The sequence below is a fragment of the Sphingomonas astragali genome (genome assembly GCF_051400615.1).
Classification (GTDB): domain Bacteria; phylum Pseudomonadota; class Alphaproteobacteria; order Sphingomonadales; family Sphingomonadaceae; genus Sphingomonas.
The window spans coordinates 387,376-413,353 of the sequence record NZ_JBLFFH010000003.1; the positions used below are offsets into that span (position 1 = coordinate 387,376).

25 protein-coding genes and 1 tRNA gene are annotated in these 25,978 nt (G+C 68.7%); 9 read left to right on the plus strand and 17 right to left on the minus strand.

Annotated elements, in window-relative coordinates; genetic code table 11:
• Position 1: 1 nt before the first annotated feature.
• Positions 2 to 1,246 (minus strand): histidine--tRNA ligase, encoded by a 1,245-nt coding sequence (gene hisS / locus ACMGER_RS16495; protein ID WP_436813249.1) that lies wholly within the window; start codon positions 1,244 to 1,246, stop codon positions 2 to 4.
• A gap of 96 nt (positions 1,247 to 1,342) precedes the next feature.
• Here hisS and ACMGER_RS16500 point away from each other — a divergent pair.
• Together ACMGER_RS16500 and ACMGER_RS16505 are read left to right on the plus strand one after the other, a co-directional pair.
• Positions 1,343 to 1,416, plus strand: a tRNA-Gly gene (locus tag ACMGER_RS16500).
• Positions 1,417 to 1,753: 337 nt separating this feature from the next.
• Positions 1,754 to 2,911, plus strand: a complete 1,158-nt coding sequence (locus tag ACMGER_RS16505; RefSeq protein ID WP_436813250.1) for an HD-GYP domain-containing protein — start codon at positions 1,754 to 1,756, stop codon at positions 2,909 to 2,911.
• A 58-nt stretch (positions 2,912 to 2,969) separates the two neighbouring features.
• Here the strand turns inward: ACMGER_RS16505 and ACMGER_RS16510 are convergent, their stop codons facing one another.
• Genes ACMGER_RS16510 through ACMGER_RS16540 form a run of 7 tightly spaced genes read right to left on the minus strand, consistent with a single transcriptional unit; the run spans position 2,970 to position 10,126 of the window.
• On the minus strand, positions 2,970 to 3,935 hold the full coding sequence (locus tag ACMGER_RS16510; RefSeq protein ID WP_436813560.1) for a type II secretion system F family protein: 966 nt from the start codon (positions 3,933 to 3,935) through the stop codon (positions 2,970 to 2,972).
• A gap of 40 nt (positions 3,936 to 3,975) precedes the next feature.
• Entirely contained in the window at positions 3,976 to 4,953 is a 978-nt protein-coding gene (locus ACMGER_RS16515; protein WP_436813251.1) for a type II secretion system F family protein, read from the minus strand.
• A 48-nt stretch (positions 4,954 to 5,001) separates the two neighbouring features.
• The gene (locus ACMGER_RS16520) at positions 5,002 to 6,309 is read right to left on the minus strand and encodes a CpaE/TadZ family protein (RefSeq protein ID WP_436813252.1); all 1,308 of its coding nucleotides are present in this window, start codon (positions 6,307 to 6,309) and stop codon (positions 5,002 to 5,004) included.
• On the minus strand, positions 6,309 to 6,944 hold the full coding sequence (locus tag ACMGER_RS16525) for a CpaD family pilus assembly protein (protein ID WP_436813253.1): 636 nt from the start codon (positions 6,942 to 6,944) through the stop codon (positions 6,309 to 6,311). The genes ACMGER_RS16520 and ACMGER_RS16525 overlap by 1 nt, the downstream gene beginning before the upstream one ends.
• A gap of 11 nt (positions 6,945 to 6,955) precedes the next feature.
• Entirely contained in the window at positions 6,956 to 8,494 is a 1,539-nt protein-coding gene (locus ACMGER_RS16530) for a type II and III secretion system protein family protein (protein ID WP_436813254.1), read from the minus strand.
• 49 nt (positions 8,495 to 8,543) lie between these two features.
• Positions 8,544 to 9,605 (minus strand): Flp pilus assembly protein CpaB, encoded by a 1,062-nt coding sequence (gene cpaB / locus ACMGER_RS16535; protein ID WP_436813255.1) that lies wholly within the window; start codon positions 9,603 to 9,605, stop codon positions 8,544 to 8,546.
• A 50-nt stretch (positions 9,606 to 9,655) separates the two neighbouring features.
• A complete protein-coding gene (locus ACMGER_RS16540; protein ID WP_436813256.1) occupies positions 9,656 to 10,126 on the minus strand; it encodes an A24 family peptidase in 471 nt (156 codons plus the stop codon).
• 50 nt (positions 10,127 to 10,176) lie between these two features.
• Between ACMGER_RS16540 and ACMGER_RS16545 the strand changes: the two genes are divergently transcribed.
• The 3 genes from ACMGER_RS16545 to ACMGER_RS16555 are packed head-to-tail and all read left to right on the plus strand — an operon-like array spanning position 10,177 to position 12,416.
• Positions 10,177 to 11,124 (plus strand): alpha/beta fold hydrolase, encoded by a 948-nt coding sequence (locus ACMGER_RS16545; RefSeq protein WP_436813257.1) that lies wholly within the window; start codon positions 10,177 to 10,179, stop codon positions 11,122 to 11,124.
• Positions 11,121 to 12,188, plus strand: coding sequence for an NAD(P)/FAD-dependent oxidoreductase (locus ACMGER_RS16550; RefSeq protein WP_436813258.1), 1,068 nt, complete (start codon positions 11,121 to 11,123; stop codon positions 12,186 to 12,188). Before ACMGER_RS16545 ends, ACMGER_RS16550 begins: the two co-directional genes overlap by 4 nt.
• Before the next feature lie 57 nt (positions 12,189 to 12,245).
• Positions 12,246 to 12,416 (plus strand): YegP family protein, encoded by a 171-nt coding sequence (locus tag ACMGER_RS16555; RefSeq protein WP_436813259.1) that lies wholly within the window; start codon positions 12,246 to 12,248, stop codon positions 12,414 to 12,416.
• Here the strand turns inward: ACMGER_RS16555 and rnhA are convergent, their stop codons facing one another.
• Positions 12,417 to 12,866, minus strand: coding sequence for a ribonuclease HI (gene rnhA / locus ACMGER_RS16560; RefSeq protein ID WP_436813260.1), 450 nt, complete (start codon positions 12,864 to 12,866; stop codon positions 12,417 to 12,419). It abuts the gene before it with no gap.
• Complete coding sequence (thrB, locus tag ACMGER_RS16565; RefSeq protein WP_436813261.1) at positions 12,863 to 13,819, minus strand: homoserine kinase; 957 nt, start codon at positions 13,817 to 13,819, stop codon at positions 12,863 to 12,865. Before thrB ends, rnhA begins: the two co-directional genes overlap by 4 nt.
• Positions 13,820 to 14,234: 415 nt before the next feature.
• Here thrB and ACMGER_RS16570 point away from each other — a divergent pair, with 415 nt between their 5' ends.
• Positions 14,235 to 15,632: an NAD-dependent succinate-semialdehyde dehydrogenase gene (locus tag ACMGER_RS16570; protein WP_436813262.1), complete on the plus strand. Its 1,398-nt coding sequence runs from the start codon at positions 14,235 to 14,237 to the stop codon at positions 15,630 to 15,632.
• A gap of 199 nt (positions 15,633 to 15,831) precedes the next feature.
• On the plus strand, positions 15,832 to 16,263 hold the full coding sequence (locus tag ACMGER_RS16575; RefSeq protein WP_436813263.1) for an NIPSNAP family protein: 432 nt from the start codon (positions 15,832 to 15,834) through the stop codon (positions 16,261 to 16,263).
• Positions 16,264 to 16,318: 55 nt separating this feature from the next.
• On the opposite strand, the gene ispH is transcribed toward ACMGER_RS16575, so the two are convergent.
• Positions 16,319 to 17,263: a 4-hydroxy-3-methylbut-2-enyl diphosphate reductase gene (gene ispH, locus ACMGER_RS16580; protein WP_436813264.1), complete on the minus strand. Its 945-nt coding sequence runs from the start codon at positions 17,261 to 17,263 to the stop codon at positions 16,319 to 16,321.
• A 94-nt stretch (positions 17,264 to 17,357) separates the two neighbouring features.
• On the opposite strand from ispH, the gene ACMGER_RS16585 reads away from it, so the two are divergent.
• A complete protein-coding gene (locus ACMGER_RS16585; protein ID WP_436813265.1) occupies positions 17,358 to 17,999 on the plus strand; it encodes a hypothetical protein in 642 nt (213 codons plus the stop codon).
• A gap of 158 nt (positions 18,000 to 18,157) precedes the next feature.
• Here ACMGER_RS16585 and ACMGER_RS16590 read toward each other — a convergent pair whose 3' ends face one another.
• Positions 18,158 to 19,933, minus strand: coding sequence for an ABC transporter transmembrane domain-containing protein (locus tag ACMGER_RS16590; protein WP_436813266.1), 1,776 nt, complete (start codon positions 19,931 to 19,933; stop codon positions 18,158 to 18,160).
• Between the two features lie 343 nt (positions 19,934 to 20,276).
• Between ACMGER_RS16590 and ACMGER_RS16595 the strand changes: the two genes are divergently transcribed.
• On the plus strand, positions 20,277 to 21,515 hold the full coding sequence (locus ACMGER_RS16595) for a polyhydroxyalkanoate depolymerase (RefSeq protein ID WP_436813267.1): 1,239 nt from the start codon (positions 20,277 to 20,279) through the stop codon (positions 21,513 to 21,515).
• A 139-nt stretch (positions 21,516 to 21,654) separates the two neighbouring features.
• On the opposite strand, the gene ACMGER_RS16600 is transcribed toward ACMGER_RS16595, so the two are convergent.
• The 5 genes from ACMGER_RS16600 to ACMGER_RS16620 form a co-directional block, all read right to left on the minus strand.
• Complete coding sequence (locus ACMGER_RS16600; protein WP_436813268.1) at positions 21,655 to 22,857, minus strand: MlaA family lipoprotein; 1,203 nt, start codon at positions 22,855 to 22,857, stop codon at positions 21,655 to 21,657.
• Positions 22,858 to 23,111: 254 nt separating this feature from the next.
• Complete coding sequence (locus tag ACMGER_RS16605) at positions 23,112 to 23,519, minus strand: YkvA family protein (protein WP_436813269.1); 408 nt, start codon at positions 23,517 to 23,519, stop codon at positions 23,112 to 23,114.
• 7 nt (positions 23,520 to 23,526) lie between these two features.
• Entirely contained in the window at positions 23,527 to 24,006 is a 480-nt protein-coding gene (locus tag ACMGER_RS16610; RefSeq protein ID WP_436813270.1) for a pyridoxamine 5'-phosphate oxidase family protein, read from the minus strand.
• A gap of 139 nt (positions 24,007 to 24,145) precedes the next feature.
• Positions 24,146 to 25,321, minus strand: a complete 1,176-nt coding sequence (locus ACMGER_RS16615; protein ID WP_436813271.1) for an acetyl-CoA C-acyltransferase — start codon at positions 25,319 to 25,321, stop codon at positions 24,146 to 24,148.
• An 18-nt stretch (positions 25,322 to 25,339) separates the two neighbouring features.
• Complete coding sequence (locus ACMGER_RS16620) at positions 25,340 to 25,795, minus strand: MaoC family dehydratase (protein WP_436813272.1); 456 nt, start codon at positions 25,793 to 25,795, stop codon at positions 25,340 to 25,342.
• Positions 25,796 to 25,978: the final 183 nt, after the last annotated feature.

Below are 25,978 nucleotides of genomic sequence, written 5' to 3' on the forward strand. Positions count from 1 at the left end.
TTCACCGCAACGCCTCCGCTAGTCGATCGAGCGCCACTTCTTTCTGCTCGCCCGAGCCAAGCGTCTTCACTGCGGCAACGCCCTTGGCGATCTCGTCGTCGCCGAGGATCACCGCGAAGCGGGCACCTTGCGCGTCGGCCTTGGCAAGCCGGCGCTTCATATTGCCTCGGAAAGCCATGTCGGCCGACACGCCGGCGCGGCGCAGCGCGGCCAGTACGCCGCCTGCGGGCTCCGCCGCCGCCTCGCCCAGGGGGATCACCGCGACATCGATCTGCTCCGCCGCCGGCTCCTCAATCAGCATCGCCAGCCGCTCGACGCCCGCCGCCCAGCCCACACCCGGCGTCGCCGGGCCGCCGAGGCTCTCGATCAGTCCGTCGTAGCGCCCGCCCGCCAGCACCGTACCCTGCGCGCCCAGTCGGTCGGTGACGAACTCGAAGGCGGTGTGGCGGTAATAGTCGAGGCCGCGGACCAGGCGGGCATTGCGGGTCCACTTCACCCTGGCCGCGTCGAGGCCCCTGGTCACGCTCTCGAAGAAGGCGCCGGCTTCGCTGGTCAGGAACTCGTCGATCCCCGGCGCGGCGTCCGCGATCGGGCGGTCGCGCGGGTCCTTGGAGTCGAGGATGCGGAGCGGGTTCTTGTCGAGCCGGGTGAGGCTGTCGTCGGAAAGCTCGCCGCGATGCTGCTCGAAATGCGCGACCAGCGCCGCTCGCCAGGCGTCGCGGGTCTCGGCGTCGCCCAGCGTGTTGAGCTGGAGGGTCACGCCCTCGGCGATGCCGAGGTCATGGAGGAGCTGGTCGGCGAGGGCGAGCAGCTCGACGTCGGCCTGCGGCTCGGCCGCGCCGATCACCTCGGCGTCGATCTGGTGGAACTGCCGATAGCGGCCCTTCTGCGGGCGCTCGTAGCGGAACACCGGGCCCGACGCGGCCAGCTTGAGCGGCGCGTACTGCTGCCAGCCCTCGGTCAGGTAGGCGCGGCAGATGCCGGCGGTGAACTCGGGGCGGAGCGTGATCGAATCGCCGCCCTTGTCGGCGAAGGTGTACATCTCCTTCGAGACGACGTCGGTGGTCTCGCCGATCGAGCGGGCGAAGACCTGCGTGTCCTCGAAGATGGGAATCTCGACACGCTGGAAGCAATAGAGCCGCCGCACGCGGTCGAACGTCTCCAGCACATGCGCGAACCGCCGCTGGTCCTCGCCGAAGATGTCCTGGGTGCCGCGGATGCGGTTGGGAGTGGTGACGCGCGCCATGGGTCGCGCTCTCTATTCGCTCGCCCGGTGCGATGCAAAGGTCTTGCGGGTTGAATCCGGCGGACGCGCAAGCTAATTCCCGCCGTCTGCCGGTGGGCGGGTATAGCACAATGGTAGTGCAGCAGCCTTCCAAGCTGAATACGCGGGTTCGATTCCCGCTACCCGCTCCACGGCAGCCTTCTTCCCATGACGGCTTTTTCATGACCGCGTCACCCGGGCGCCATGTCGCGCGTCCGATAGTCCGCCGCACGGCCGCGTTCCCGGCCGGGAGACTGTCGATGACCCGTTCGCTCCCGATCGCCGCCGCGTCCGCCCGCTGTCGGCCGGGCGGCAAGTTCGTGAGATGCGGCACGCCGGGCGCCAAGCGGGCGTGACCGCCGCGGGCGGCCGCCGGGCCTCCTCCTCGCGCCGGCGGCCGTCCGTTGCCGCCCCCGTACCGGGCGGCTCGGTTCGACATTTCTTAATCCATCGCTTGCTAGCGTCTCCCTCTACCGCGGGGGAGACAGGATGGGACGCGCGTCGTCACCGGCGACACCGATGCGCCGCAAGGGCGATCATCATCCGGCCGATGGACCTCCGCCATCGGCCGAGCCGATCTTCCTCGAAAGCGACTGGCGCAGCGATCTCTCGCGCTTCGGCGGCGAGCAAGAGCCGCGCCCTCGCCGCCGGCGCGGCCCGGTCAAGCGCAAGCCCTCCACGCGCCCGACCAGCTTCGCCGTCGAACGCAAGCACGCCGAGGCGATCGTCGAGCGTTCGCGCACGGTGCTGATCGAGGCGTTCGAGGAGGTCCGTTTCGGCCGCAGCCTGCCGCTCGACGCGCTGACCGAGGTCGCGGAGGAGATCGCGAGCTCGATGCGGCGCAATCCCTTCGCGATCACCGGGCTGACGCGCCTCAGGTCCCGCCATGACTATACCTATGTGCATTCGGTCGGGGTGTGCGCTTTCATGGTCGGGCTGGCGCGCGAGCTCGACGTCGACGAATCGCTGATCAACGAGATCGCGCTTGCCGGGCTGCTGCACGACATCGGCAAGGCGCGCGTGCCGGTGGCGATGCTCGACAAGGCCGGGCCGCTCACCGACGAGGAGCGGGCGACGATCGTCACCCATCCGGCGCTGGGCCATGCGCTGCTCAGGCGGTGCGGCTGCGCCGCGCCGATCGTGCTCGACGTCTGCCTCCATCATCACGAGCGGTTCAACGGCACCGGCTATCCGGAGGGACTGGCGGGCGAGCAGATCAGCATCTTCGCGCGCATCGCCGCGATCTCGGACGTCTATGACGCGATCACCTCGGCGCGGCCCTACAAGGAAAGCTGGTCGCCGGCGCAGGCGCTGGAGTGGATGACCGGGGTCGAAGGGCATTTCGACCGGCGCATGTTCCTGGCGTTCCGCCGGCTGGTCGGCGCCTTTCCCGCCGGCACGCTGGTGCGACTGTCGAGCGACCGGCTGGCGGTGGTGCTCGACGACGGGAGCGGCAGCACCGCGACGCCGCCCGCGCTCGCCTTCCACTGCAACGCGACGAGCCGTGCGGTGCCGTATGAGCGCATCGATACGGCGTTCGACCCGATCGTCGCGATCGAACGGCCCCGCCGCTGGTCGCCGGAGGAATGGGAGGCGCTCCGCGAGCGCCTGCTGGCGCATGGCCGGGAGTGCGGCCTGGCCGCGTGACCGGAAGGGGCGCCGACCGGCGCGGTACGGCGGCGGCGGTGCCTTTCGCGCGATCGGCTTACTTGATCAGCGCGTCGTTGATCGAGCAGGCCGCCGGGCCGAGGATCACGATGAACAGTACCGGCAGAATGAACAGGATCAGCGGCACCGTCATGATCGCGGGCAGGCGCGCGGCCTTCTCCTCGGCGCGCATCATGCGTTCGTGACGGAACTCGGCCGAGAGCACGCGCAGCGCCGACGCAAGCGGCGTGCCGTACTTCTCGGTCTGGATCATGGTGGTGGTGACGCCCTTGATCGCCTCGAGTTTGACGCGATGGGCGAGATTCTCGAACGCCTGCCGCCGGTCGGTGAGGAAGCTCAGCTCGATCGCGGTCAGTGAGAATTCCTCGCCGAGCTCGGGATAGGCGCGGCCGAGCTCGCGGGCGACGCGGCCGAAAGCGGCGTCGACGGTGAGGCCCGCCTCGGCGCAGATCACCAGCAGGTCGAGCGCGTCCGGCAGGCCCTTGCGGATCGCCGCCGAACGCTTGTCGATCTTGTTCTTGAGGTAGAGGTCCGGCGCCTTGTAGGCGAGGATGAAGGTGCCGGCGACCAGCGCATAGGCCTTGATCGGGCTCCATTCGGCGAACGCTTCGGTGCCGTAGACGAGATAGAGCATCGGCCCGCCGAACGCGATCGGCAGCACGAGCCGGCCGAAGATCACCGCGACCGCCCAGTCCTTCGAGCGGATGCCGGCCTGGAGCAGCTTCTGCTGCGCGATCTTGATCTGCGAATCCTGCAATACCTTGAGCGACGAGAGCAGCGCGCGGATGCGGTCGGTGGTCTCGTTGCGCTGGACGAGCTTGGCCCGGCGTTTCGAGGTCGAGGCGGTGATGCCGGCCTTGAGCTGCTCGCGCCGGTCGTTGAGCGCCTTGACGCGCTTGGCCATCGGATCACGTACCGTGGTGGCGGTATAGATCGCGAACATGACGGCCAGCGCGGCGATGCCCGAGAGCAGGGTCGCCGCCCAGATCACGTCGATGCCCATGATGCTCGGGCTGTGGGGAGGAGGGGTCACCGTACCGTCCTCATATCTCGAAGTTGATCATCTGGCGCATGATGAATGCGCCGATCGCCATCCAGACCAGCCCGCCGCCGCCGACGATCATCAGCCGCTCGTCGACGAAGAAATTCTGCATGTAGCTGCCGTTGATGTACCAGATCAGGCCGAAGACGATGAACGGCAGCGCGCCGATGATGTAGGCGGACGCCTTCGATTCCGACGACATCGCCTTGATCTTGAGCTTCATCTGCGCGCGCTTGCGCAGCACGTCGGCGAGGTTGGCGAGCGTTTCCGCGAGGTTGCCGCCCGTCTCGCGCTGGATCGCGATGGTGATGCAGAAGAACTGGAACTCGGGCGTGCCGAGCCGGTCGGCGGTCTCCTGCAACGCAGCGTCCATCGTGCGGCCGATCTTCATGCGGTCGGAGATCGCACGGAATTCCTCGCCGACCGGGCCGACGACCTCCTGCCCGACGACGCCGATCGTCTCGGTGATCGGCAGGCCCGAGCGCAGGCCGCGCACCAGCAGCTCGATCGCGTCGGGGAACTTGGCGTTGAACCGGGCGATGCGGCGCTTGATGAGGAAACCGACGGTCGTGTGGGGCAGGCCCACGCCGACGAACAGGCCGACGAACAGCGCGAGCAGGACCGGCGTGCCGCGCAGCGCGAGCAGCAGCGCCGGGACGGCGGTGAGGCCGAGCGTCGCCAGGCCGTAGCGGCCGACGCTCCAGTTGCGGCCGGTCATGTTGAGACGCTTCTGGAGCTGCGCCGGATTGGGCAGCAGCCGCGAGAAGGTTTCGTCCATCCTGGTCGCGCGGTTGGCCGAGATCTTGCGGACCTGCGCCTCGATCGCGACCGCAGAGTCGGCGCCGGAATGACGCGCGCGCACCATCGTCAGCCGCCGCGCGGCGACGCGGGTCGGCGACGGCCCGCCGATCGCGAACGCGATCATCGCGAGCGTCAGAAACGCGCCGGCCCCCAGCATCATCAGCGGCAGCAGTTCCACGCGATCAACCCCCTTGGACCATGCCGCGGGCGGGCCGCGGCCAATCGATCACTTCCGCGCCTTGCCGGGCAGCTTCGCCGTCAGCTGGGTGAGCTTGCCCAGCAGCGAGCCGCCGTCCTTGTCCGGCTTCTGCGCCTTGCCGGGCACCTTCTTGCCCTTCGGGCCTTCGACCTCGCCGGCTTCGGCCATGCCGGCCAACTGCTCGGCGAGCACGGCGAGCGGTTGGAGCGACTTGACGCCCTTGGCGGCCTCCGCGAGCGGCTTGCCCAGCTTGGCCGCCTGGGCGGCATGTTTGGGCTCGAACGGCACCACGAAATCGATCTTGCGCTCGATCGAGCTTTCGAAATCCTTCCGGTTGATCTCGAGCTGCGAGGCGGGATGGACGCGGTTGGCGACGACCAGCGATTTGACGTGCGGCGCGTTCGACTTGAACCAGGCGAGAAGGCGGATGGTGTCGCGGGCGGAGGCGAGGGTCAGCTCGGTCACCAGCACCGCGATCTGCACCTCGCTGACGAGATGCGGATGGTTGACCAGCATCGCGCGCGGCAGGTCGACGACGGTCGCCTCGAACGCACCCTTCAGCTCCTCCTGGAGCTGATAGAAGGCCGCGCCGTCGGTGACGATCGGCGAATGGATCGGCGCCTCGGCGGAGAGCACGGCGAGCCGTTCCGACGCGCGGATCATCGCGCGTTCGATGAACAGCCCGTCGATGCGGCTCGGGTTCTCGATCGCGTCGGTGAGGCCGCGGCCGGGCTCGAGATCGAGCGCCAGCGCCCCGGTGCCGAAATGAACGTCGAGATCGAGCAGCGCGGTGGTGCGGCTGCTCTTGCTGCTCAGCAGCCAGGCGAGCGACGTGGCGATGGTCGACGCGCCGGCGCCGCCGCGGGCGCCGATCACCGCGATGCCGCAATGCGGCCGCTCCGCCATCGCCTCGGCGGTGCGAGGGGCGTTCAGGATCGCCTGCGCCTGCGCCAGGCTCTCGCGCAGCATGTCGGGATTGAGCGGCTTCAGCAAATAATCCTGGATGCCGCTGGCGACGAGGTCGCGGTAGAGGCGGACGTCGTTGACCTGCCCGGCGGCGATCACCACCGTGCCCGGTTCGCAGACCTCGGCAAGCGCGTTGATGTCGTTGAGCGGATCGCCCGATTCGGAGAGGTCGACGAACAGGATGTTGGGGCTGGCCGACACCGACAGCGTCTGCACGGCGTTGCGCAGGCCACCCTTGTTCACCTTCTCGGGCGGCCAACCCATCTCGATCGCGATCGGCCGGATCGCCTCGGCCGTCGTCTCGTCGCAGACGAAGGCGACGAAGGGATCGCGGTTGCCGACGCGCGCGGGATTCCAGGGAGCATTCATCAGTTTCCGCCCTTCGTCGATTCGCCCTTGACCTCGCCGGCACCCGTCGGCGCCTTCGCACGGAAGGTGGCGACGGCCTTGTAGTTGGTCGTCGTGTCGACGGTGGGATCGCCCTGTTGCCCGCGGATCAGATCCTCGGGCCGGGCCACCATCGCGGCCAGGTTGGCGTTGGTCGCGCAGCCGTAGTTCGACCAGGTGTTGGCATTGAGGTCGCTTCCCGCGGGGCCGTTGTGATCGGGGCAGCCGGGAACCGAGGCGGTCATACGCGAGACGATCACGCGTGCCGTTCCGGGCGTCAGCGGACCGACGGTCACCGGCACCTCGTTGCCTACCAGCAGCCCGTAGTGCGCGGCCTCCTCCGCAACCGAGGCGTGCACGCCGCCCGCATATTCCCGGCTGCCGTCGTCGACCGCGATGCGATCGCCGTAGCGAAGGTTGAGCGAGGCCAGCCAGCCGGCGAGACGCTGCCGCTCGCCCGACGCGAGCGCATCGCCCGACACAGCGAGGTCGAGCGCATAGTCGGCGCGCGACACGACCGGCTGGTGGACCGATTCGAGACCGCGATTGCCCATCCCGCATCCGCCGAGCAGCAGCGCCGGTGCGAGAAGGGCGAGCAGGCGTCCAGGCATCGTCATTGCCATCTCCATCACCGGAAGCTGAAGCCGGGCATGGCGCCGGCGTCCTTCTTGCCATTGGCCTTGCGCGGCTCGGGCGGTGGCGCGGTCTCCTGCCGCTGCGGCACCGCCGGCGCCGGGGCGGCGGGCGTCACCGCGCCGATCGACGGCGGGGGAGCCGAGGGCGTCGCCATCGCCGGCCTGGGCCGCCGGCCGCCGCTTTCGCCAGCCGCCAGGTCGCCGAGGAAGACGCGGCCGAGATCGGTCGGCGCCTTGTAGCCGTCGGTGGGCAGCGCGATGTCGTTCGCGTTGACCGGCTTCACCAGATACGGCGTCACCACGATGACCAGCTCGGATTCGTTGCGCTTGAAGCTGTTCGAGCGGAACAGGGCCCCGAGGACCGGCAGGTCGCCGACGCCGGGCGTCTTCTCGAAGCCGTTGTCGTGCCGGTTCGAGAGCAGGCCGCCGATCACCAGGCTCTCGCCCGATCCCAGCTCGACCGTCGTTTCGGTGCGGCGGGTCGTCATCGCAGGTATCTGCGTGTTGCCGACGACGATCGAGCCTGCCGCCGAGAGCTCCGACACCTCCGGCCGCACCCGCAGCGAGATGCGTCCGTCGGTCAGCACCGTCGGGGTATAGGCGAGGCTGACGCCATATTGCTTGTACTCGACCGACACGCCGCCCAGCGGCTGGCTGATCAGGAGCGGGACCTCACCGCCGGCGAGGAAGGTCGCCGTCTCGCCCGACAAAGCGGTCAGGTTGGGCTCGGCGAGCATCGTCACCTGGCCGGTGGTCTCGCCGAGATCGATCGCGGACAGGATGTCGAGGCCGAGCAGGCGGCCGCCGATCCCGAGGGTCGTACGCTGCTCGCCGGTGTAGGTCGGAGGAAGCCCGGAGAGATCACGGCCCGAAGACAGTCCAAACCGAAAGCCGCCCGTGGTGTCGCGTGCCGAGAGGTTGGAACCGATGTTCTTGAGGAAGCTGCGGCTGACCTCGGCGATCTTGACGCGCAGGTTGACCTGCAGCGGCGTCGCGGTGCGCAGGCGGTTCACCACGCCGATCTTAAGCTGCGCGTCCGGCGAGCTCACGTTGACGCCTGGGTTGAGCAGCGCCGTCACCAGCCGCTGCGCCTCGGCGCTGTCGTCGGGGGAGGCGACGGTGCCGGTCAGCACCGCGATCTGCCCGACGGTCGTGACCTTCACGTCGGCGTCGGGCATCGCCAGCCTCATCATCCGGTCGATCGAGGTGATGTTCTGGCTGACGCGGACGTTGGTGGCATAGACTACCGATCCGTTGGTGGCGGTGGCGAACACGGTCGCCTCGCCGAACTCCTTGCCGAACAGATGGATCTGGCGCGGGTTGTTGACGAAGACGTCCGCGACCCCCGGATTGGATGTCCACACGCTGGCCACGTTGGCCGGCAGGTTGATGAGTTCGCCCTGGCCGACCGACAGCGTGACTTCCGTGGTCGGGCGCTGGGCGCCGGCTGGAAACTTGGCGACCCGCGCGGGGCTTGCCCGTTCCGCCGGGCCCGGGCGCGCGGTGGCCGCGGAGCCGGCGATCAGGGCCATGGCCACGGTCGCCGCGAGCGATCGCCGCAGGAAGATTTTCCTGTGCATCTTAGTTGGTTCCCCCCGAAGGCGCGCCAGCGGGAGCCTGAGCTGCTGCCGCAGTCGGCGTCGCTCTGGCGCCGATGACGACGTCCTGGACATTGTTGCCGCGCACGACGCGCACCATCGGCCCGCTGGGTGCCGCCAGGACCGACGGCGCGCCGCTGCCCCCCGCTTCCACGGGCTTGCTGGGCACGGTGCTGCGCTGGAAGCGCGACACGTCGGCACCGGTCGAGAAGGTCCCCTTGCCGTCGATCGGGCGCGCGGCGACCGCGGCCAGCATCGCCTTCTCGGCCTTGGCGTCGCCGTCGGGCACGTCGACCTCGCCGGACGCGATCGCTTCCTCGAGCTCGCCGGCATTGTCGGCGATCGAGCGCAGCGACAGCGACAGCGAGCCGATCGTCTGCGCCACCGCGATCTTCTCGGCGATCCTGGGCGTGGCCTCGAGCGTCACGGTCGAATAGGTGTTGACGACGGTGTTGCCCTTGTCGTCGACGCTCTTGTCGGTCTTCTGGTCGGTCGCGAGCACGCGCAGATTGCGGAGCACCGTCTCGGAGGTCTTGAGCGGGGCGCCGTCGCCGCCGCCGGTCACCGACTGGGTGAGGATCAGGTCGACGCGATCGCCCGGAAAGACGAAGCCCGCCACCGAGGTCTGGGCCGATACCGGCACGGTCACCGCGCGCATCCCCGGCGCCAGCGCGGCGGCGAGGAAGCCGCGGTCGCCGGGCTTGACCAGCGCGCCCTGGGTGATCGGCTGGCCCGCGGGAATCGCGAAGCGCACGACCGTGCCCTGCAGCGCCTTGAGGTCGGGCGTCTTGTCCTTGAGGTAATAGGCGCCTTCAACCAGCTCCTTGGGCCAGGGCTGGAACTTCATCGAGCTCGCGTCGAGAATCGTGCCGACGGGCAGCGCGCGCGTCGCGATCAGCACTTCCGGCCCGTCGGCGGTCGGCGCGACATTGTTGGCGACGGCCACAGGCGTGGCGGCGCCCTGCATCAGGCTGCGCGCCATGAAGGCGGTCACGGCGGCGACGAGCAACGCGGCCACCAGCAGCATAATCTTCCGTCCATCCATGCCGAGACAGGCCTTTCCAGATTCGGCGGGGTCGACCCGCGATTGAGCAATCACCGCAATTGGTTAATTATCGGTTCGTGAAGACTGAGCAGGCCGGCGATGGCGATCGCGACCCCGTAGGGAATCTCCAGCCGGCGCTCCTCGCCGCGCCACCATCTCTCGGCCAGCATCACCAGCGTCAGCGCGCCGCCGACCAGCGACATCACCACCAGCATCCACATCAGCGGCATCGGCGGCAGCCACAGCGCCAGCGCGCCGATCAGCTTGACGTCGCCGCCGCCCATCTGTCCCAGCGCGAAGGCGCCGACGAAGAAGGCGAACACGATGAGCGCGACGCCGAGCTGGATCGCCGCGCCCGGCCACAATTCCAGCCCGCTTGCCCACCACCAGGCGGGCGCGAGCGATGCGATCGCGGCATTCTTCCAATTGGCGATCTCGCGGGTGCGCACGTCCTCGATCCCGGCCGAGACCAGGAGCAGCGCGAGGGCGCCGAGCAGCGCCAAAGAAAGATAATCCCCCATCAATCGTAATTGCCTAGACGAGCGCGCTTTCCAAAACGTAACCAGCAGGCATGACCTCTCCCGCCTTCGACCGCCGTTCCTATCCGGCGGGCGCCGTCATCGGCCGCTGGGCCGCGCCGGACGGCCATGCGCTGCGCACCTTCGACTGGCCCGCGCCCGACGGCGCGCAGGCGCGCGGATCGATCCTGTTCCAGGGCGGGCGCGGCGACATCTTCGAGAAATATCTGGAGACGTTCGCGCATTGGCACGGCCGTGGCTGGCGGGTGACCTCGTTCGACTGGCGCGGACAAGGCGGGTCGGGCCGGCTCACCGCGCGGCCGCACGTCGGGCATATCGAGAGCTTCGGGCAGTTCATCGCCGACATCTCCGCTTTCTGGCACGAGTGGGCGCGGGAGGCATCGGGGCCCCGCGTGGCGATGGGGCATTCGATGGGCGGCCATCTGCTGCTCCGCGCGCTGGCGGAACGGACGGTTGCGCCGGACGCGGCGGTACTGGTGGCGCCGATGCTCGGCCTCCACGCCCCGATCGGGCCCCGGTTCGGCGAATGGCTGGCGCGGCGGATGGGGAGCCTCGGCGATCCGGCGCGGGCGGCGTGGAAGGGGAACGAGAAGCCCTACACCACCGAGACGCGGCAGACCCTGCTGACCTTCGATCCCGACCGCTACGCCGACGAGCTGTGGTGGCAGCAGCACGATCGCTCGCTGCTCACCGGTCCGCCGAGCTGGCGCTGGGTGAGCGAGGCGTTCGCGTCGACCCGCGAGCTGCGCGCCTCGCCGGCGCTCGCGTCGATGACGGTGCCGACGCTGATGCTGATCGCCGAGGCGGACGGGCTGGTCGACGCGAGGGCGGCGCTGGCGGTGGCCGCGAAGCTGCCCGACGTGCGGGTGGCGCGCTTCGGCAAGGAGTCGGCGCACGAGATCCTGCGCGAGGCCGATCCGGTGCGCGACCGCGCGATCGAGGAGATCGACCTGTTCCTCGAGGCGAAGGCGCCGCGGTGAGCCGGTTCGACTTCGCCGTCGCCGGCGCGGGGATCGCCGGCGCGACACTCGCCGCCGAGCTGGCGCCGCATGGGTCGGTGGTCGTGCTCGAGGCGGAGGAGGTCGCCGGCTACCACGCGACCGGGCGTTCGGCCGCCTTCTGGTCGGAAACCTATGGCGGGCCTGCCGTCCAGCCGCTCACCACCGCCTCGCGTGCGGCGCTCGATCCGTTTCTTGCGCCGCTGGGATCGCTCCACATCGGCCGGGCGGAGGAAGCGGCGGCGATCGAGGGCTTTCTCGCCGAGTTCGCCGGCAGCGGCGTCGAGCTCGACGTGGTCGATCCGGCGAACCATGTCCCGGGCCTGCGGCCGGAATGGGTGCTGGGCGTGATCGAGCCGAGCTGCGCCTATATCGACGTCGCCGGACTCCATGCCGATGCGCTCGCGCGGGCGAGGCGGGCGGGAGCAGAGATGCGGCTGGGCGCTGGCCTCCGTACCGCAGAGCGCACCGGAACGGACTGGCGGATCGAGACCGCGGACGGGCCGCTCGCCGCCGGAATCCTGATCGACGCCGCTGGGGCCTGGGCCGATCCGGTCGCCGAACGCTGCGGCGCCCGACCGCTCGGCATCCGGCCCTATCGCCGCACGATGGCGCAGCTGCGCACCGATCCGGCGACGCCGATGACGCTGCCGCTGGTCACGCACATCGGCGGCAGCTTCTATTTCAAGCCCGAGGCCGGCAGTCGGCTGTGGCTGAGCCCGCATGACGAGATCCTCACCGACCCCTGCGACGCGCAGCCCGAGGAGATCGACGTCGCCGTCGCCATCGACCGATTCGAGCGGGTGGTCGACTGGCGCGTGGCGGCGGTCGAGCGGAGATGGGCGGGCCTCAGGAGCTTCGCGCCCGACCGGCGGCCGGTCTACGGCTTCGCGCCCGACCGGCCGGGCTTCTTCTGGTGCGCGGGGCAGGGCGGCTTCGGCATCCAGACCGCGCCCGCCGCTGCCCGGCTCGCCGCCGCACTGCTGCTCGGCACCGTGCCGGAGCTCGATCCTGCGCCCTATGCGCCGGATCGTTTCGGACGGTGACAGCTTCCAGGGTCACTATTAACATAGGTTAGCCCAAGCGATTCGGGAGAGTGAGTGATGGCGCACAAGTTCGTGATCGAGCAGAACAAGGCAGGCGATTATGTCGCCAAGTTCAAGTACAACAGCGAAGTGATCTTCTGGACCGAAGGCTACACCAGCAAGGCATCGGCCAAGAACGCCATCGATTCGATACTCAAGAACGGACCGGGCGCGCCTGTCGAGGAATGATCATCCCGCCCCGGCGGCGAGCGCGGCGTCGCTCGCCAGCCGGTCGGCGCGTTCGTTGTCGGGGTGGCCAGCGTGGCCCTTCACCCACACCCAATCGATCTCGTGGGGCTTCGCCGCGGCGAGCAGCTCCTGCCACAGCTCGGCGTTCTTGACCGGCTTCCGATCCGCGGTCTTCCAGCCGTTGCGCTGCCAGCCGTGGATCCATTTGGTGAGGCCGTCCATCACGTAGCGGCTGTCGGTCGACAGCGTGACGCGGCATGGCCGGGTCAGCGCCTCCAGCCCGCGGATCGCCGCGGTGAGCTCCATGCGGTTATTGGTGGTAAGTTTCTCACCGCCCGACAGCACCTTCTCCTTGCCGTTGAAGCGCAGCACCGCGCCCCAGCCGCCGGGGCCGGGGTTACCCTTGCAGGCGCCGTCGGTAGCGATCTCGACATGAGGGAGGGCGGTCATGCGGCGAAAGCGTCGGGATGGGCATCGTACCAGTCGAGCCGGCGGCGATAGGCGAGCGGATCCTTGCGCGTCACCAACGCGTCGGCCGGCGTGTGGAGCCAGTCCCAGGCGCGGGTCAGCAGGAAACGGATGCAGGCGCCGCGTGCGAGCACCGGCAGCGCGGCGCGCTCTTCCGGCGAGAGCGGGAAGGCGGCGGCATAGCCTTCGACCAGCGCCCGGCCGACGTTCGGATCGAGCGGGGCGCCGGCCGCATCGAAGCACCACGCCGAGTGCATCACCGCAAGGTCGTAGGCGCGCAGGTCGGTGCAGGCGAAGTAGAAGTCGATGAGCCCCGTCACCTCGTCGCCGAGCATCAGCACATTGTCCGGAAACAGGTCAGCGTGGATAGCGGCGGTGGCGAGGCCGGCGGGCCACTGCACGCAGACCTCGGCGAGCGCCGTTTCGATTCTCGCGTAGAGCCCCGGTTCGATCTCGTCGAGCGAGCGGCCGCATTGCGCGAGCAGGCCGGGCCAGGCGTCGACGCCGAGGCTGTTCGGGCGCACCGGGCCGAAATCGGCGAGCGAGCCGTGCATCCGTCCCATCGCCGCGCCTGCCGCGCGCGCCTGGGCCGCCGTCGGATGGCTGACCGATACGCCGGGCAGGAACTTGATGAGGCAGGCCGGGCGACCCTGCAGTTCGTGGATCACCCGGCCGTCGCGGTCGGCGACGCCCGGCGGCACCGGATTGCCGCGTGCGGCGAGATGGTCGAGCAACGCGAAGAAGAAGGGCAGGTCCCCGGCCGCGACGCGCTTCTCGTAGAGGGTCAGGATGAAGCGTGCCCGCGTGGTGTCGACCAGGTAATTGCTGTTCTCGACCCCCTCGGCGATGCCCTTGGCCGACACCAGCTCGCCGACGTCGTAGCGCGCGAGGAAGGCCGCGAGCGCTTCCGCCGAAACCTGCGTATAGACTGCCAAGCCCTTGCCCCCGACACCGGCGGTTCCCGCCGAAGGTTCCGAAAGTTCCGGGAAACGGACATTAGCCGATCCCGTCCGAATGGCACAATCTTTCGTGCCTATATGGTTATACATGGACGTCTGCGCTGTAGGAAAGCCTTTTCTGCTCAGGGCCTGCCCCGTCCCGATTGAAGCCGTCAGTGCTCCTGCGGAGGCAGGAGCTCAGGCCGCCGACGATACCCTCCGTAACCCAGGGCTCCTGCTTTCGCAGGAGCCCGATTCCACGTTATCGGGACTGGCTCTAGAAGGGGTGCGGAGGACTGGCAACGACCGGAATCGGAAACTCCGGCAGCCGCACGGCGTTGCAGCAACCGCCACCCGCCCCGTCGCCGCCTGGCATCGCCCAGACACGAACCCCGCAATCCAGGGACCAGCCATGTTCAAGAGCATCAACCCGGCCACCGGCGAAGAGATCGCGACCTATCCGGAACTGACGAGCGGGGAGGTCGACGCGAAGCTTGCTCGCGCCGCCGGCACCTATCGGCAATGGCGCACCACGCCGCTATGGACCCGGACGGAGCTGCTCGCGCGGCTTGCCGATCGCTACGAGGCCGACAAGGCGCGGCTGGCGCGGATGGCGACCGTGGAGATGGGCAAGACCTATGCCTCCGCCGTCGCCGAGGTGGAGAAATGCGCCGCCGCCTTCCGCCATTATGCCGAGCACGGCGCGGAGATGCTCGAACCGCAGACGTTCACGCTGGCGAGCGGCGGCGTCGCCGAAGCGCAGTGGCAGCCGCAGGGGCCAGTGCTGGCGGTGATGCCGTGGAACTTCCCCTATTGGCAGGTGGTGCGCTTCCTCGCGCCGACCATCCTCGCCGGCAATGTCGGCCTGCTCAAGCACGCCAGCATCGTCCAGGGCGTCGCCGGGCTGATGGAGGAGATGGTGCTGGCCGCCGGCGGTCCCGAAGGGCTGTTCCAGAACCTGGCGATCAAGTCGGGCGCGGTCGCCGGCATCATCGCCGACGACCGCGTCGTCGCGGTGACGCTGACCGGCAGCGAGAGCGCCGGCGCGGCGGTGGCGGAGCAGGCGGGGCGCAACCTCAAGAAGGTGGTGCTGGAGCTCGGCGGGTCCGATCCGTTCGTCGTGATGCCCTCGGCCGATCTCGACAAGGCCGTCCAGCAAGCGGTGAGAGCGCGCATCCAGAACACCGGCCAGTCGTGCATCTGCGCGAAGCGGATGATCGTCCATGCCGACGTCTACGATGCTTTCCTCGATAGGTTTTCGGCGGGGATGCGGGCGGTGAAGGCCGGCGATCCCATGGATCCGGCGAGCGACATGGGGCCGCTGTCGAGCTTCGAGCAGCGCGATACCGTGCTCGGGCAGCTCGAGGAGGCGAAGCGCCTCGGCGCCAGGCTGCTGTTCGGGGGCGAGAGGCTCGATCTGCCGGGCGCCTATCTTTCGGCCGGCATCCTGACCGACGTGCCGCTGGACAGCCCGTTCGCGGACGAGGAGGTCTTCGGCCCGATCGCGATGGTATTCCGTGCCGCCGACATCGACGAGGCGATCCGGATCGCCAACGACGTGCCGTTCGGCCTCGGATCGTCGGTGTGGACCGACGATCCCGTCGAGCAGCAACGCTTCGTCCGCGACATCGCGGCGGGCATGGTTGCGATCAACCAGATGCTCGCTTCGGCGCCCGAGGCACCGTTCGGTGGGATCAAGCGCTCCGGGCACGGCCGCGAGCTCGGGCCGTTCGGACTGCACGAGTTCATGAATCTGAAGGCGGTCTACCGGGCGGCGGGCGAGGCGGCGCATTCCGGCGGAGTGGAATGACGCGGACGTTTCGACGAATACACAGCAGATGGGGAATGTACGCTGTAGGTGGTTATTTGCCGTCGCGGTCCAGATCCGCAAATTGGGGCAATAGCTGCCATCAGTTCGTCACTCACCTACCCTCCTGTTGAAGCATAGGGATGGTAGAAAGGCTGCATTGCGTGCGATCGTTCGTTCTTTACTACTCGGGAGTTCGTCAATGCGCTTTGCCTTGTTCGCCTGCCTCGCTCTGGCCGCGACTGCGATGCCAGCGTTTGCGCAACCTGCGCCGCTCGATCCGCGGGTCGCGGTTTATGAATTGCGCATCTACTATCCGGCGCCGGGCAAGCTCGCCGCGCTCAACGCGCGGTTTCGCGACCATACGCTCAAGCTTTTCGAGAAGCATGGTATGCGCAACGTCGCCTACTGGAACGAGCTGCCGACCAAGGAGGCTCCTGGCGGGCGGGTGATCTACGTGCTCGCATACCCCAGCCGGGAGGCAAGGGACGAGGATTGGAAGGCGTTTGGCGAGGACCCCGAATGGCGCGCGGTGGTCGCCAGGTCGGAGGCTGGCGGCAAGCTGGTGACCAAGGTCGACAGCGTGTTCATGGCGATGACCGACTATTCGCCCCCCATCACGCTATCGCGCTGAGATTTTCCGAAAGCTTGGAACGAGGCGATCGCCGCCACGTCGCTCCGTGGGGCCCTTACGCTGCCTGCAATCCCCGCGGCAGCTTGAAGGTCAGGTCTTCGAGCGTGGTCACCACCTCGCGCTCCGCGACCTCGTAGCGGGTGGACAGGCGGTCGACGAGCTCGCGCACCAGCAGCTCCGGCGCGGAGGCGCCGGCGGTGAGGCCGAGCGTCGTCACGCCCTCCAGCCAGTCCCATTCGAGATCGGTGGCGCGCTGGATCAGCTTGGCCGGCGTGCCCTCGCGCTCGGCGACCTCGACCAGACGGACCGAATTGGACGAGTTCGGCGCGCCGATCACCAGCATCAGCTCGCACCTGGCGGCGATCGCCTTGACCGCGGCCTGGCGGTTCGAGGTCGCATAGCAGATGTCGTCGGCGCGCGGCGCGACGATGCTCGGGAAACGGCGGGTGAACACGCCGACCACCGCGGCGGTATCGTCGACCGACAGCGTGGTCTGGGTGAGGAAGGCGAGGTTGTCGGGATCGGCGGGCTCGAGCGCCTCGGCATCGGCGACGGTCTCGACCAGGGTCATCGATCCCTCCGGCACCTGGCCGAAGGTGCCGATCACCTCGGGATGGCCGGCGTGGCCGACGAACAGGATGTGCTTGCCGGCGGCGACCAGCCGCTCGGCCTGGCGATGCACCTTGGAGACCAGCGGGCAGGTGGCATCGAGATATTCGAGGCCGCGCTCGGCGGCGTTCGCCGGTACCACCTTGGGCACGCCGTGGGCCGAGAAGACCACCGGCACGCCGTCCGGCACCTGATCCAACTCCTCGACGAACACCGCGCCCTTGGCCTTGAGGTTGTCGACGACGAACCGGTTGTGGACGATCTCGTGCCGGACGTAGACCGGCGCGCCGTAGCGCTCGATCGCCAGCTCGACGATGCGGATGGCGCGGTCGACGCCGGCGCAGAAGCCGCGCGGGGCGGCGATCAGCAGGGTGAGCGCGGGCTTGGTCATCGGGTGCCGCTCTACGCGATTGCTTGCGTAGGCGGAAGGCGCTTGGTAGCCACGCGGGCTGCGGCCGTGCCCGCCCGTATTTGAAAGGTCATTCGTGAACGTCCGCAGCCTCACTGCCCTCTCCGTCCTGGCGCTGTTCGCCGCCGGCTGCTCGAATCGGGGCGAGATCGATCCTTCGGGCGGCATCACCGCGGTGCGCACCGCCTGCCCGTCGGTGGGCGTGCCGGCGGCGACCGGCGACGTCACCCTGTTCAACCCGGAGACGGCACGCACCGCCGACGCGATCGACGTGGTCGCGAGCATCACCAACGTGCGCTCGACCTGCAACGACACGGTCGACCCGATCTACACGTCGATCACTTTCGACGTGCAGGCGCGGCGGACCCGCACCGATGCCGCGCGCGACGTGACCTTGCCCTTCTACAGCGCGGTCGTGCAGGGCGGCACCGTCGTCACCGCCAAGCGGGTGAGCCAGGTCACCGTGCATTTCGAGGCCGGCCAGGAGCGCGCGACCGCGAGCGGCACCGCTGGCGCCTATGTCGACCGCGCCGCGGCGACGCTGCCGCCCGAAGTGCGCAACCAGATCACCCGGCGCCGCAAGGCCGGCCAGCAGGAAGCGGCGATGGACCCGCTCGCCAATCCCGCCGTGCGTCAGGCGGTGCTGCGCGCGACCTTCGAGGCGCTGGTGGGATTCCAGCTCACCGACGACCAGCTCAAGTACAACGCGACCAGGTAAGTTCGGCTCCTCCCCGGTGCGGGAGGAACTCGGGACTGTCCGGATGAAGCGGAATCGTGCCCCTGCGAGGGCAGGAGCCTTGGATCATAGGAACCGCGTTTGCGGCCTGGGCTCCTGCCTTCGCAGGAGCACTGACATCGCTTCAATCGACTCTCGGGCTAAGCCGCCTCGCTGAACTGCAGGCTTGCCAATCGCGCATAGAGCCCCCCGCCGCCGATCAGTTCGGCGTGGGTGCCGGTCTCGACGATGCGGCCGCCGTCCATCACGACGATGCGCTGGGCGGCGCGGACGGTGGCGAGGCGGTGGGCGATCACCAGCGTGGTGCGGTTCGCCATCAGCCGGTCGAGCGCGGACTGGACCAGCCGCTCGCTCTCGGCGTCGAGCGCGCTGGTCGCCTCGTCGAGCAGCAGGATCGGGGCGTCGCGCAGCAGCGCGCGGGCGATCGCGACGCGCTGGCGCTGGCCGCCCGACAGACGCGCGCCCGCCTCGCCGAGGAAGGTGTCGAGCCCCTCCGGCAGCGCGCGCAGGAACTCGGCGGCGTTGGCGGCCTCGGCCGCCGCCCAGATCGCCTCGTCGCTCGCGTCCCAGCGGCCGTAGCGCAGATTGTCGCGGGCGGAAGCGGCGAAGATCACCGTCTCCTGCGGGACCATCGCGACGCGGGCGCGGACCTTGGCCGGATCGGCCAGGTGGACCGGCACGCCGTCGACGCGGATCTCGCCGGCCTGGGGATCGTAGAAACGCTGGACGAGCTGGAACAGCGTCGACTTGCCCGCGCCCGAGGGGCCGACCACCGCCACCGTCTCGCCGGGACTCACCTCGAGTGAGAAATCGTGCAGCGCGGCGAGATCCGGGCGGGTGGGGTAGCGGAAGGTGACATGGTCGAAGGCAATGGCGCCGCGCGCCGGCTCGGGCAGCGGCACCGGGTCGGCCGGTGCGCGGATCTCGGGTTCGACGCGGAGCAGCTCGGCCAGTCGCGCGGCGGCGCCCGAACCGCGCAGCAGGTCACCATAGACCTCCGTCAGCGCGCCGAACGAGCCCGAGACCAGCCCGGCGGTGATGACGAAGGCGGTGATCGATCCGCCGGAGATGGTGCCGTTGGCGACGTCCTGTACCGCCTCCCACAAGAGCAGCGTCATCGCGCCGAACAGCAGGAAGATGACGGCGGCGGTCATCGCCGCGCGGGTGGCGAAGCGGCGCCGCGCCGCCTGGAAGCCGCGGTTGACCGCGCCGTGGAAACGCTCGCTCTCGCGGTCTTCCTGGCCGAACGCCTGGACGATCCGCATCGCGCCCAGCGTCTCGGCGGTCATCGCGCCGATGTCGGCGATGCGGTCCTGGCTGGTGCGGGAGAAGCTGCGCACGCGGCGGCCGAGGATCATGATCGGCAGCGTCACCAGCGGCAGGCCGATGATCAGATAGATCGCGAGCTTGGGCGCCAGCGCGAACAGGGTGATGACGCCGCCGACGCCGACCAGCAGGTTCCGGAGCGCGATCGAGACGGTGCCGCCGACGATCTGCTCGATGACGCCGGTGTCGGCGGTCAGGCGCGAGGCGATCTCGGACGGGCGGTTGGTCTCGAACCAGCCGGGCGGCTGGCGGAGCAGGTTGCGGTGCACCGCGGCGCGGATGTCGGCGACGGTGCGCTCGCCGAGCCACGAGACCATGTAGAAGCGCACCGCGGTCGAGATGGCGAGCACGACCACGACCGCGATCAACCCCTCGAAATAGGGTGCGACGGCGGCAGCGTCGAAATCGCCGCTGGCGAAGCCCTTGTCGACGACCTGCTTGAAGGTGCGCGGCACCCAGAGCGTCGCGCCGGCGGCGGTGACGAGCGCAATCAGGGCGAGAGCGATTCGCAGCGGGTAGCGCACGGTGAAGCGCCAGACGAGCGCGAGGTTGCCGAGCGAGGCGCGCGGCGGAGGAGGGGCGTCGGCCATGCGCGGGGACTAGGACCTGCCGGAGCGATCGGCAATGGATTCGGAAGGGTAGGGGCTCCTTCGTCATTCCGCGCGGCTGAAGTGGCGCCGTGATCTGGCGGCTTTCTCAAGCCCCTCCCCTTCAGAGGAGGGGTTGGGGGTGGGGGCTATCCGCGAGCGAACGGCCTGTCGCACTGCCCCACCCCAACCCCCTCCCCTGAAGGGGAGGGGCTTGAGATGCTTAGATGATGGACCTTCCCCACTCGCTTCATCGCTTTCCCCGTCATGCGCATTGTCTCGCAACTGCGGTACGCTATAGCTATATCGGGGCCGTGGCTTCCACCCACGGTGGGGAACATACCGAATGCTCTATGATGCGTATGAAATGCAGCGGTCGATGCTGGCGGGGGCGAGCGCGTTCGCGAATTTTTCGGCCGGCTTGCTGAACAATCCGGCAAACCCGTTCGCCTATTTCGGCGGCGGGCCGGTGCTCGCCTCTGCGCTGGAGGTGTTCGCCCATGCTGCATCGCCGCGCGGCAAGCCCGAGTTCGGGCTCGATCGCACCACCGTCGACGATCGCCAGGTCGCGGTCCGTGAGGAAGTGGTGCTCAAGAAGCCGTTCGGCCAGCTCAAGCATTTCGCGCGGGAGGGCGTCGCGGGCGGACCCAAGCTGCTGATCGTGGCGCCGATGTCGGGCCATTATGCGACGCTGCTGCGCGGCACGGTCGAGCGGATGCTGCCGCGCCATGACGTCTACATCACCGACTGGCGCGACGCGAAGCTGGTCCCCACGGACGAGGGACGCTTCGATCTCGACGACTATATCGATTACGTCGTCGAGTTCCTGGAGTTCATCGGCCGCGACGGCGATCCGCGCCCGCATATGCTCGCGGTGTGCCAGCCCTCGGTGCCCTGCTATGCCGCCGCGGCGCTGATGAGCGCCGACAAGCACCCCAACCGCCCCCGCACGTTGACGCTGATGGGCGGCCCGATCGACACGCGCGAGGCGCCGACCGCGGTCAACACGCTCGCGACCGAGCGGCCGCACGCCTGGTTCGAGCAGAACGTCATCGCCACGGTGCCGCTGCTCTATCCCGGCGCGGGGCGGCGGGTGTACCCGGGCTTCCTGCAGCTCGCCGGATTCATGACGATGAACCTCGGCAACCACATGATCTCGCATTGGGAGCTGTTCAAGCATCTCGTCCAGGGGGACGACGACAGCGCCGAGGCGACGATGGCGTTCTACGACGAATACCGCTCGGTGTGCGACATGACCGCCGAGTTCTACCTCCAGACCATCGACGCGGTGTTCCAGCGTCACGCGCTGCCCAAGGGCGAGATGGAGCATCGCGGGCGCCGGGTCGATCCCGCGGCGATCACCGACATCGGCCTGCTCGCGATCGAGGGCGAGCGCGACGACATCTCCGGCCTGGGGCAGACCAAGGCGGCGCTGACGCTCGCGACCAAGCTGCCGGCCGCGGAGAAGAAGTACCACATGGCGCCGAGGGTCGGCCATTACGGCATCTTCAACGGCTCCAAGTGGCGCGGTCAGATCGCTCCGATGGTCGAGGAGTGGATCACCGCCCACGCGGCCCAGGGCTGATCGACGTTCAGGATTCCGAAGAGCTGGTGCTGATTCATGGGGCTCCGCGATCGAGCGGAGGCTATGGATAGGCCTGAATCCGTATGATTTGGGCGAGGCGGAATGAAAGCCGTCATCCCTGGGGTGAATAGCCCTACCCTTATGGCTTGGGCGGCGTAGGAGACGTCCTCTCCGGCTCCCTGGCTTCGGTGCCGGGCACCGATGGAATCGCCACTGAGGGCATTGAGGGGGCAAGCACCGGCGCGGCCGATGCCGGCGCGGTGGGCACGACCGTTAGGGGAGGCACATCCTCTGCCGCGGGCACTGGCGCAGCAGTCGGCGCGATCGGCTGCTCCGGCACGCGATGTCCGCGCCAGCGCGGGCTGTGCAGACGATCGATTTCCGCCTTTCGCTTGCGGAGATAATCGTCGCGCGTCGCGGCATAGGGGTCCTTGGCCGCCTGGAGCTCGGTCAGCCTGTCGTCGAACGCCACCCGGTAATCCAGTGCGCTGAGCGTATTGACCGGAATGGTGTAATAGGCCTGATTGAACGGCTTCCCGATGGTCGTCGGCAGGATGAGCCGGTCGATCGATATCCCGACGAGATCGCGCACCGTCGTGGGCCCGATCAGCGGCAGGAACAGGTAAGGACCCGGCTTCACGCCATAATAGCCCAAGGTATTGGCGAAACTGTTCGGGCGGTGCGGCAGCTTGAATGGACGGCGCTTGGCGATGTCGATCGTCCCGGCAAGCCCGGCCGTGGTATTGATCGCGAAGCGGCCCAGCGTCTCGGCCGCCTTTCCCGGCTTCAGCTGCAGCAGATAGTTCAGGAAGACGATCGGTTCCTGAATATGATCGAGGAAATTGTGGATGCCGTCGCGCACCGGCTTGGGAATCCCCTTTTTATAGCCCTTGGCGATCGGGGCGACGACGGCGCGATCGACCGCCTGCACCGCCTTGTAGGATTCGACATTGACCCGTTCGGCCGGATCGCCGGCAGAGCGCCGCCGCCCCGAGATGACGATGTCGTCACCGGTCAGCTCGCCGGCGGGCACCTCCTGCGCCGCCGCAGCCGCCACGTCGGGCGTTGCCGGGATTTGGACCGTCGTTGCCGGACTCTGGGCAGCCGGGGCCACGGGCAAAACCTCCGGCGGAGCGCCGGACGCTACCGGTGCGGGGACCGGCACCGCCGCCGGCACAGGCGATTCCGGTGTCGTGACAGGAACCTGCTGGGTGCTTGCCGTTTGGATCACGGCTGGCGGGAGCGGCACTTCGAGGGCGGACGGCGGCAAATTTGCGAACAGCACGACGGCGCCGAATACAGGAACCATTATTTCTTTATCTCCTGCCGTCGACCGGCACATCGCGCTTCTTGCGCACGATCCGCTTCCACGAACGCGCCCGTGCACGACCCAGACTATCGGTCGTGCGCCAATGATCAATGCTCTAACGACTCTCGACCGTCCAGCTTTGCCGAGACAGGTGGTGACGTAGTTTGGGCGCGACTTCCCTGCCCGTCACTCCCGAAGGGCATCGGATCAAGCCCGTGCCGAGCCGGTCAGGAGGCCGGGGTGGAGGGGAAGCAGTTGCCGTCCTGCCTGAACTGAACGTCGATCGGTCAATCGTAGAAGGTGCGCACCAGCGACCAGGCCAGCCACACGATCGTCGCCCAGGCGAGCAGAACGAGGAGGAGCCCCCAACGCGAAGCAGGCCGCTCGGCAGCGGCTTCGGCGGCGGCGCGATGCTCGGCCAGCACCGCGGCCGGGATGAAGCGCGTCGCGAGCCAGATACCGGCGGGGACCAGGATGGCATCGTCGATGAGGCCGAGTACCGGAATGAAGTCCGGCACCAGGTCGATCGGCGAAAGCGCATAAGCCGCAACGAGCAGGCCGATCGCCCGCGCCGGCCACGGCGTACGCGGGTCGCGCACCGCCAGCCAAAGGGCGTGCGCTTCGACGCGGAGGCGGTGGACCAGCGAAGGCGGCGGCATCGCCCGGCGATGCCGCGCCGAGAGCGGCTCTGTCAAACGCGCCTCAGCTCGCGGTCGTCTCCACCACTGCGTGGCTGCCTTCCTCCTCTTTGCGGATCCTGCCGCCGAACAGCATCTTGACCCGGCCCGAGAGCGACATGTCGGCCTCCCACATCTCGGCGCTGTCGATGCCGAACCGGTAGAGCGCGAGGTTGGGGTCGTCCTTGCCGCCCGGAAACCAGGCCTCGACCTGGTTGTTCCACAGCCTGTCGACGATCGCGCGATCGTTGTCCTGGCGGACCTCGCCCATCAGGCAGGCGAAGAAGTCGTGTCCCTTCGACACGAACTGCGCCATCGCCATGCCGCCCGGCGCGAGCCGGTTGTCGCGGCCGGCGAAGAAGAACAGCGTATCGACTTGATCCTCGTCTAGCTGGGCGGTCAGCGGCTCGCTGTGCCGCTCGTCGTGCATCAGCCCGATCATGACGAAGGGGCTGTCCGCCACCTTCTTCCAGAACGTGCGCTTGATCTCTTCCGTGTCGGCCATGGCGTGCGCTCCTCGATGGATGTTCGGGGAGGACAACGAGAACCCGGGCGAGTTGGTTGCCGCGGTCAGGCGGACGGTCTCGACGAGCCGTCCATCGCGGGTGCGCAGATAGCCAGCGTAGGCCGCGCCGGCGGCCCGCTTACAGCACCTCGAACAGCCCGGCCGCGCCCATGCCGCCGCCGATGCACATCGTCACCACGACATATTTGGCGCTGCGGCGCTTGCCCTCGATCAGCGCGTGGCCGGTGCAGCGGGCGCCGGTCATGCCATAGGGATGGCCGATCGAGATCGAGCCGCCGTTGACGTTGAGCAGCTCGTTCGGGATGCCGAGCTTGTCCTGGCAGTAGAGCACCTGCACCGCGAACGCCTCGTTCAGCTCCCACAGGCCGATGTCGTCCATCTTGAGCCCGAAGCGGTCGAGCAGCTTGGGGATGGCGAATACGGGGCCGATGCCCATCTCGTCGGGCTTGGTGCCCGCCACCGCCATGCCGACGTAACGGCCGAGCGGCTGGAGGCCGCGCTGCTCCGCCAGCTTCTCCTCCATCAGCACCGATGCGGCGGCGCCGTCCGACAGCTGCGAGGCGTTGCCGGCGGTGACCGATCCGTCGGGCAGCACCGGCTGCAGCGCCTTCAGCCCCTCGAGCGTGGTGTCGGGACGGTTGCCCTCGTCCTTGGCGAGGGTGACCTCCTTCTGCGTGACCTCCTTGGTCTCCTTGTTGGTCACGTTCATCACCGCGGTGACCGGGACGATCTCGTCGTCGAACTTGCCCGCGGCCTGGCCGGCGGCGGTGCGCTGCTGCGACTGGAGGGCGTATTCGTCGCAGCGCTCGCGGCTGATGCCGTAGCGCTTCTGCACCACCTCGGCGGTCTGCAGCATCGGCATGTAGATGTCGCCGTGCATCGCCAGCAGCTCGCGGTCGGGACCGACGCGCATCTCCGGCGTCTGGATCAGCGAGATCGATTCGACGCCGCCGCCGATCGTCACGTCCATGCGGTCCTCGACGACTTCCTTGGCGGCGGTGGCGATCGCCATCAGGCCGGAGGCGCACTGCCGGTCGACCGACATGCCGGCGACGCTGACCGGCAGCCCCGCGCGCAGCAGCGAGGTGCGGGCGATATTGCCGGCCTGCACGCCCTGCTGGAGCGCGGCGCCGAACACGACGTCCTGCACCTCGGCCGGGTCGATCCTGGCGCGCTCGACCGCGGCCTTGATCGCGTGGCTGGCGAGGGTGGGCGAGGGCAGGGCGTTGAACGCGCCGCGATAGGCGCGGCCGATCGGGGTGCGGGCGGTGGAGACGATGACGGCGGAGCGCATTGGGCTATCCTCTCGGGCTTAGACGAAAATCTGGCTGATCCATTCGGCGACCATCGCGGGCTTGTCCTCGCCCTCGATCTCGACGGTGAACTCGTTGACCTGTTGCCACTGGCCGGGGCGCTTCTCGCTGAACTCGATGAGCTTGAAGCGGCCGCGCACGCGCCTGCCCGAGCGGACCGGCGTCAGGAAGCGGACCTTGTTGCCCCCGTAGTTGACGCCCATCCGGATGCCCTCGATCTGCGGCTGGTCGGTCTTGGACGCGAGCAGCGGCATCAGCGACAGTGTGAGGAAGCCGTGGGCGATGGTGCCGCCGAACGGCGTCAGCTTCGCCATCTCCGGATTGACGTGGATGAACTGATGATCGCCGGTGGCGTCGGCGAACTTGTCGATCATCTCCTGGGTGACCTCGACCCAGTCGGAGACGACCTCCTGCCCGATCTGCTGGGCCCGCTCCTGGACGGTGATTGTCGGCACGGCATTCCTCTCTGGGGCGCGTTTGTTGCGGGACGATGCGGCTCCTCTCAGCACGGCTGCGGACGCATCGCAAGGCCTTGGCGAACCGTAATTACGAAATCGGGACTGACGTAGCGGAAACAAGCCCCGGGTGACTGACGCCGGTGAAACCCGAGCTTCAAAAAAGCCTCGTCGGAGCGCGTG

What these genes read in the sequence shown, in the direction of transcription:
- hisS (WP_436813249.1), bottom strand. Translation starts at nt 1,246, where the DNA reads ATGGCGCGCGTCACCACTCCCAACCGCATCCGCGGCACCCAGGACATC.
- ACMGER_RS16505 (WP_436813250.1), top strand. Translation starts at nt 1,754, where the DNA reads ATGGGACGCGCGTCGTCACCGGCGACACCGATGCGCCGCAAGGGCGAT.
- ACMGER_RS16510 (WP_436813560.1), bottom strand. Translation starts at nt 3,935, where the DNA reads ATGGGCATCGACGTGATCTGGGCGGCGACCCTGCTCTCGGGCATCGCC.
- ACMGER_RS16520 (WP_436813252.1), bottom strand. Translation starts at nt 6,309, where the DNA reads ATGAATGCTCCCTGGAATCCCGCGCGCGTCGGCAACCGCGATCCCTTC.
- ACMGER_RS16525 (WP_436813253.1), bottom strand. Translation starts at nt 6,944, where the DNA reads ATGACGATGCCTGGACGCCTGCTCGCCCTTCTCGCACCGGCGCTGCTG.
- ACMGER_RS16530 (WP_436813254.1), bottom strand. Translation starts at nt 8,494, where the DNA reads ATGGCCCTGATCGCCGGCTCCGCGGCCACCGCGCGCCCGGGCCCGGCG.
- cpaB (WP_436813255.1), bottom strand. Translation starts at nt 9,605, where the DNA reads ATGGATGGACGGAAGATTATGCTGCTGGTGGCCGCGTTGCTCGTCGCC.
- ACMGER_RS16540 (WP_436813256.1), bottom strand. Translation starts at nt 10,126, where the DNA reads ATGGGGGATTATCTTTCTTTGGCGCTGCTCGGCGCCCTCGCGCTGCTC.
- ACMGER_RS16545 (WP_436813257.1), top strand. Translation starts at nt 10,177, where the DNA reads ATGACCTCTCCCGCCTTCGACCGCCGTTCCTATCCGGCGGGCGCCGTC.
- ACMGER_RS16555 (WP_436813259.1), top strand. Translation starts at nt 12,246, where the DNA reads ATGGCGCACAAGTTCGTGATCGAGCAGAACAAGGCAGGCGATTATGTC.
- rnhA (WP_436813260.1), bottom strand. Translation starts at nt 12,866, where the DNA reads ATGACCGCCCTCCCTCATGTCGAGATCGCTACCGACGGCGCCTGCAAG.
- ACMGER_RS16570 (WP_436813262.1), top strand. Translation starts at nt 14,235, where the DNA reads ATGTTCAAGAGCATCAACCCGGCCACCGGCGAAGAGATCGCGACCTAT.
- ACMGER_RS16575 (WP_436813263.1), top strand. Translation starts at nt 15,832, where the DNA reads ATGCGCTTTGCCTTGTTCGCCTGCCTCGCTCTGGCCGCGACTGCGATG.
- ispH (WP_436813264.1), bottom strand. Translation starts at nt 17,263, where the DNA reads ATGACCAAGCCCGCGCTCACCCTGCTGATCGCCGCCCCGCGCGGCTTC.
- ACMGER_RS16590 (WP_436813266.1), bottom strand. Translation starts at nt 19,933, where the DNA reads ATGGCCGACGCCCCTCCTCCGCCGCGCGCCTCGCTCGGCAACCTCGCG.
- ACMGER_RS16595 (WP_436813267.1), top strand. Translation starts at nt 20,277, where the DNA reads ATGCTCTATGATGCGTATGAAATGCAGCGGTCGATGCTGGCGGGGGCG.
- ACMGER_RS16600 (WP_436813268.1), bottom strand. Translation starts at nt 22,857, where the DNA reads ATGTGCCGGTCGACGGCAGGAGATAAAGAAATAATGGTTCCTGTATTC.
- ACMGER_RS16610 (WP_436813270.1), bottom strand. Translation starts at nt 24,006, where the DNA reads ATGGCCGACACGGAAGAGATCAAGCGCACGTTCTGGAAGAAGGTGGCG.
- ACMGER_RS16615 (WP_436813271.1), bottom strand. Translation starts at nt 25,321, where the DNA reads ATGCGCTCCGCCGTCATCGTCTCCACCGCCCGCACCCCGATCGGCCGC.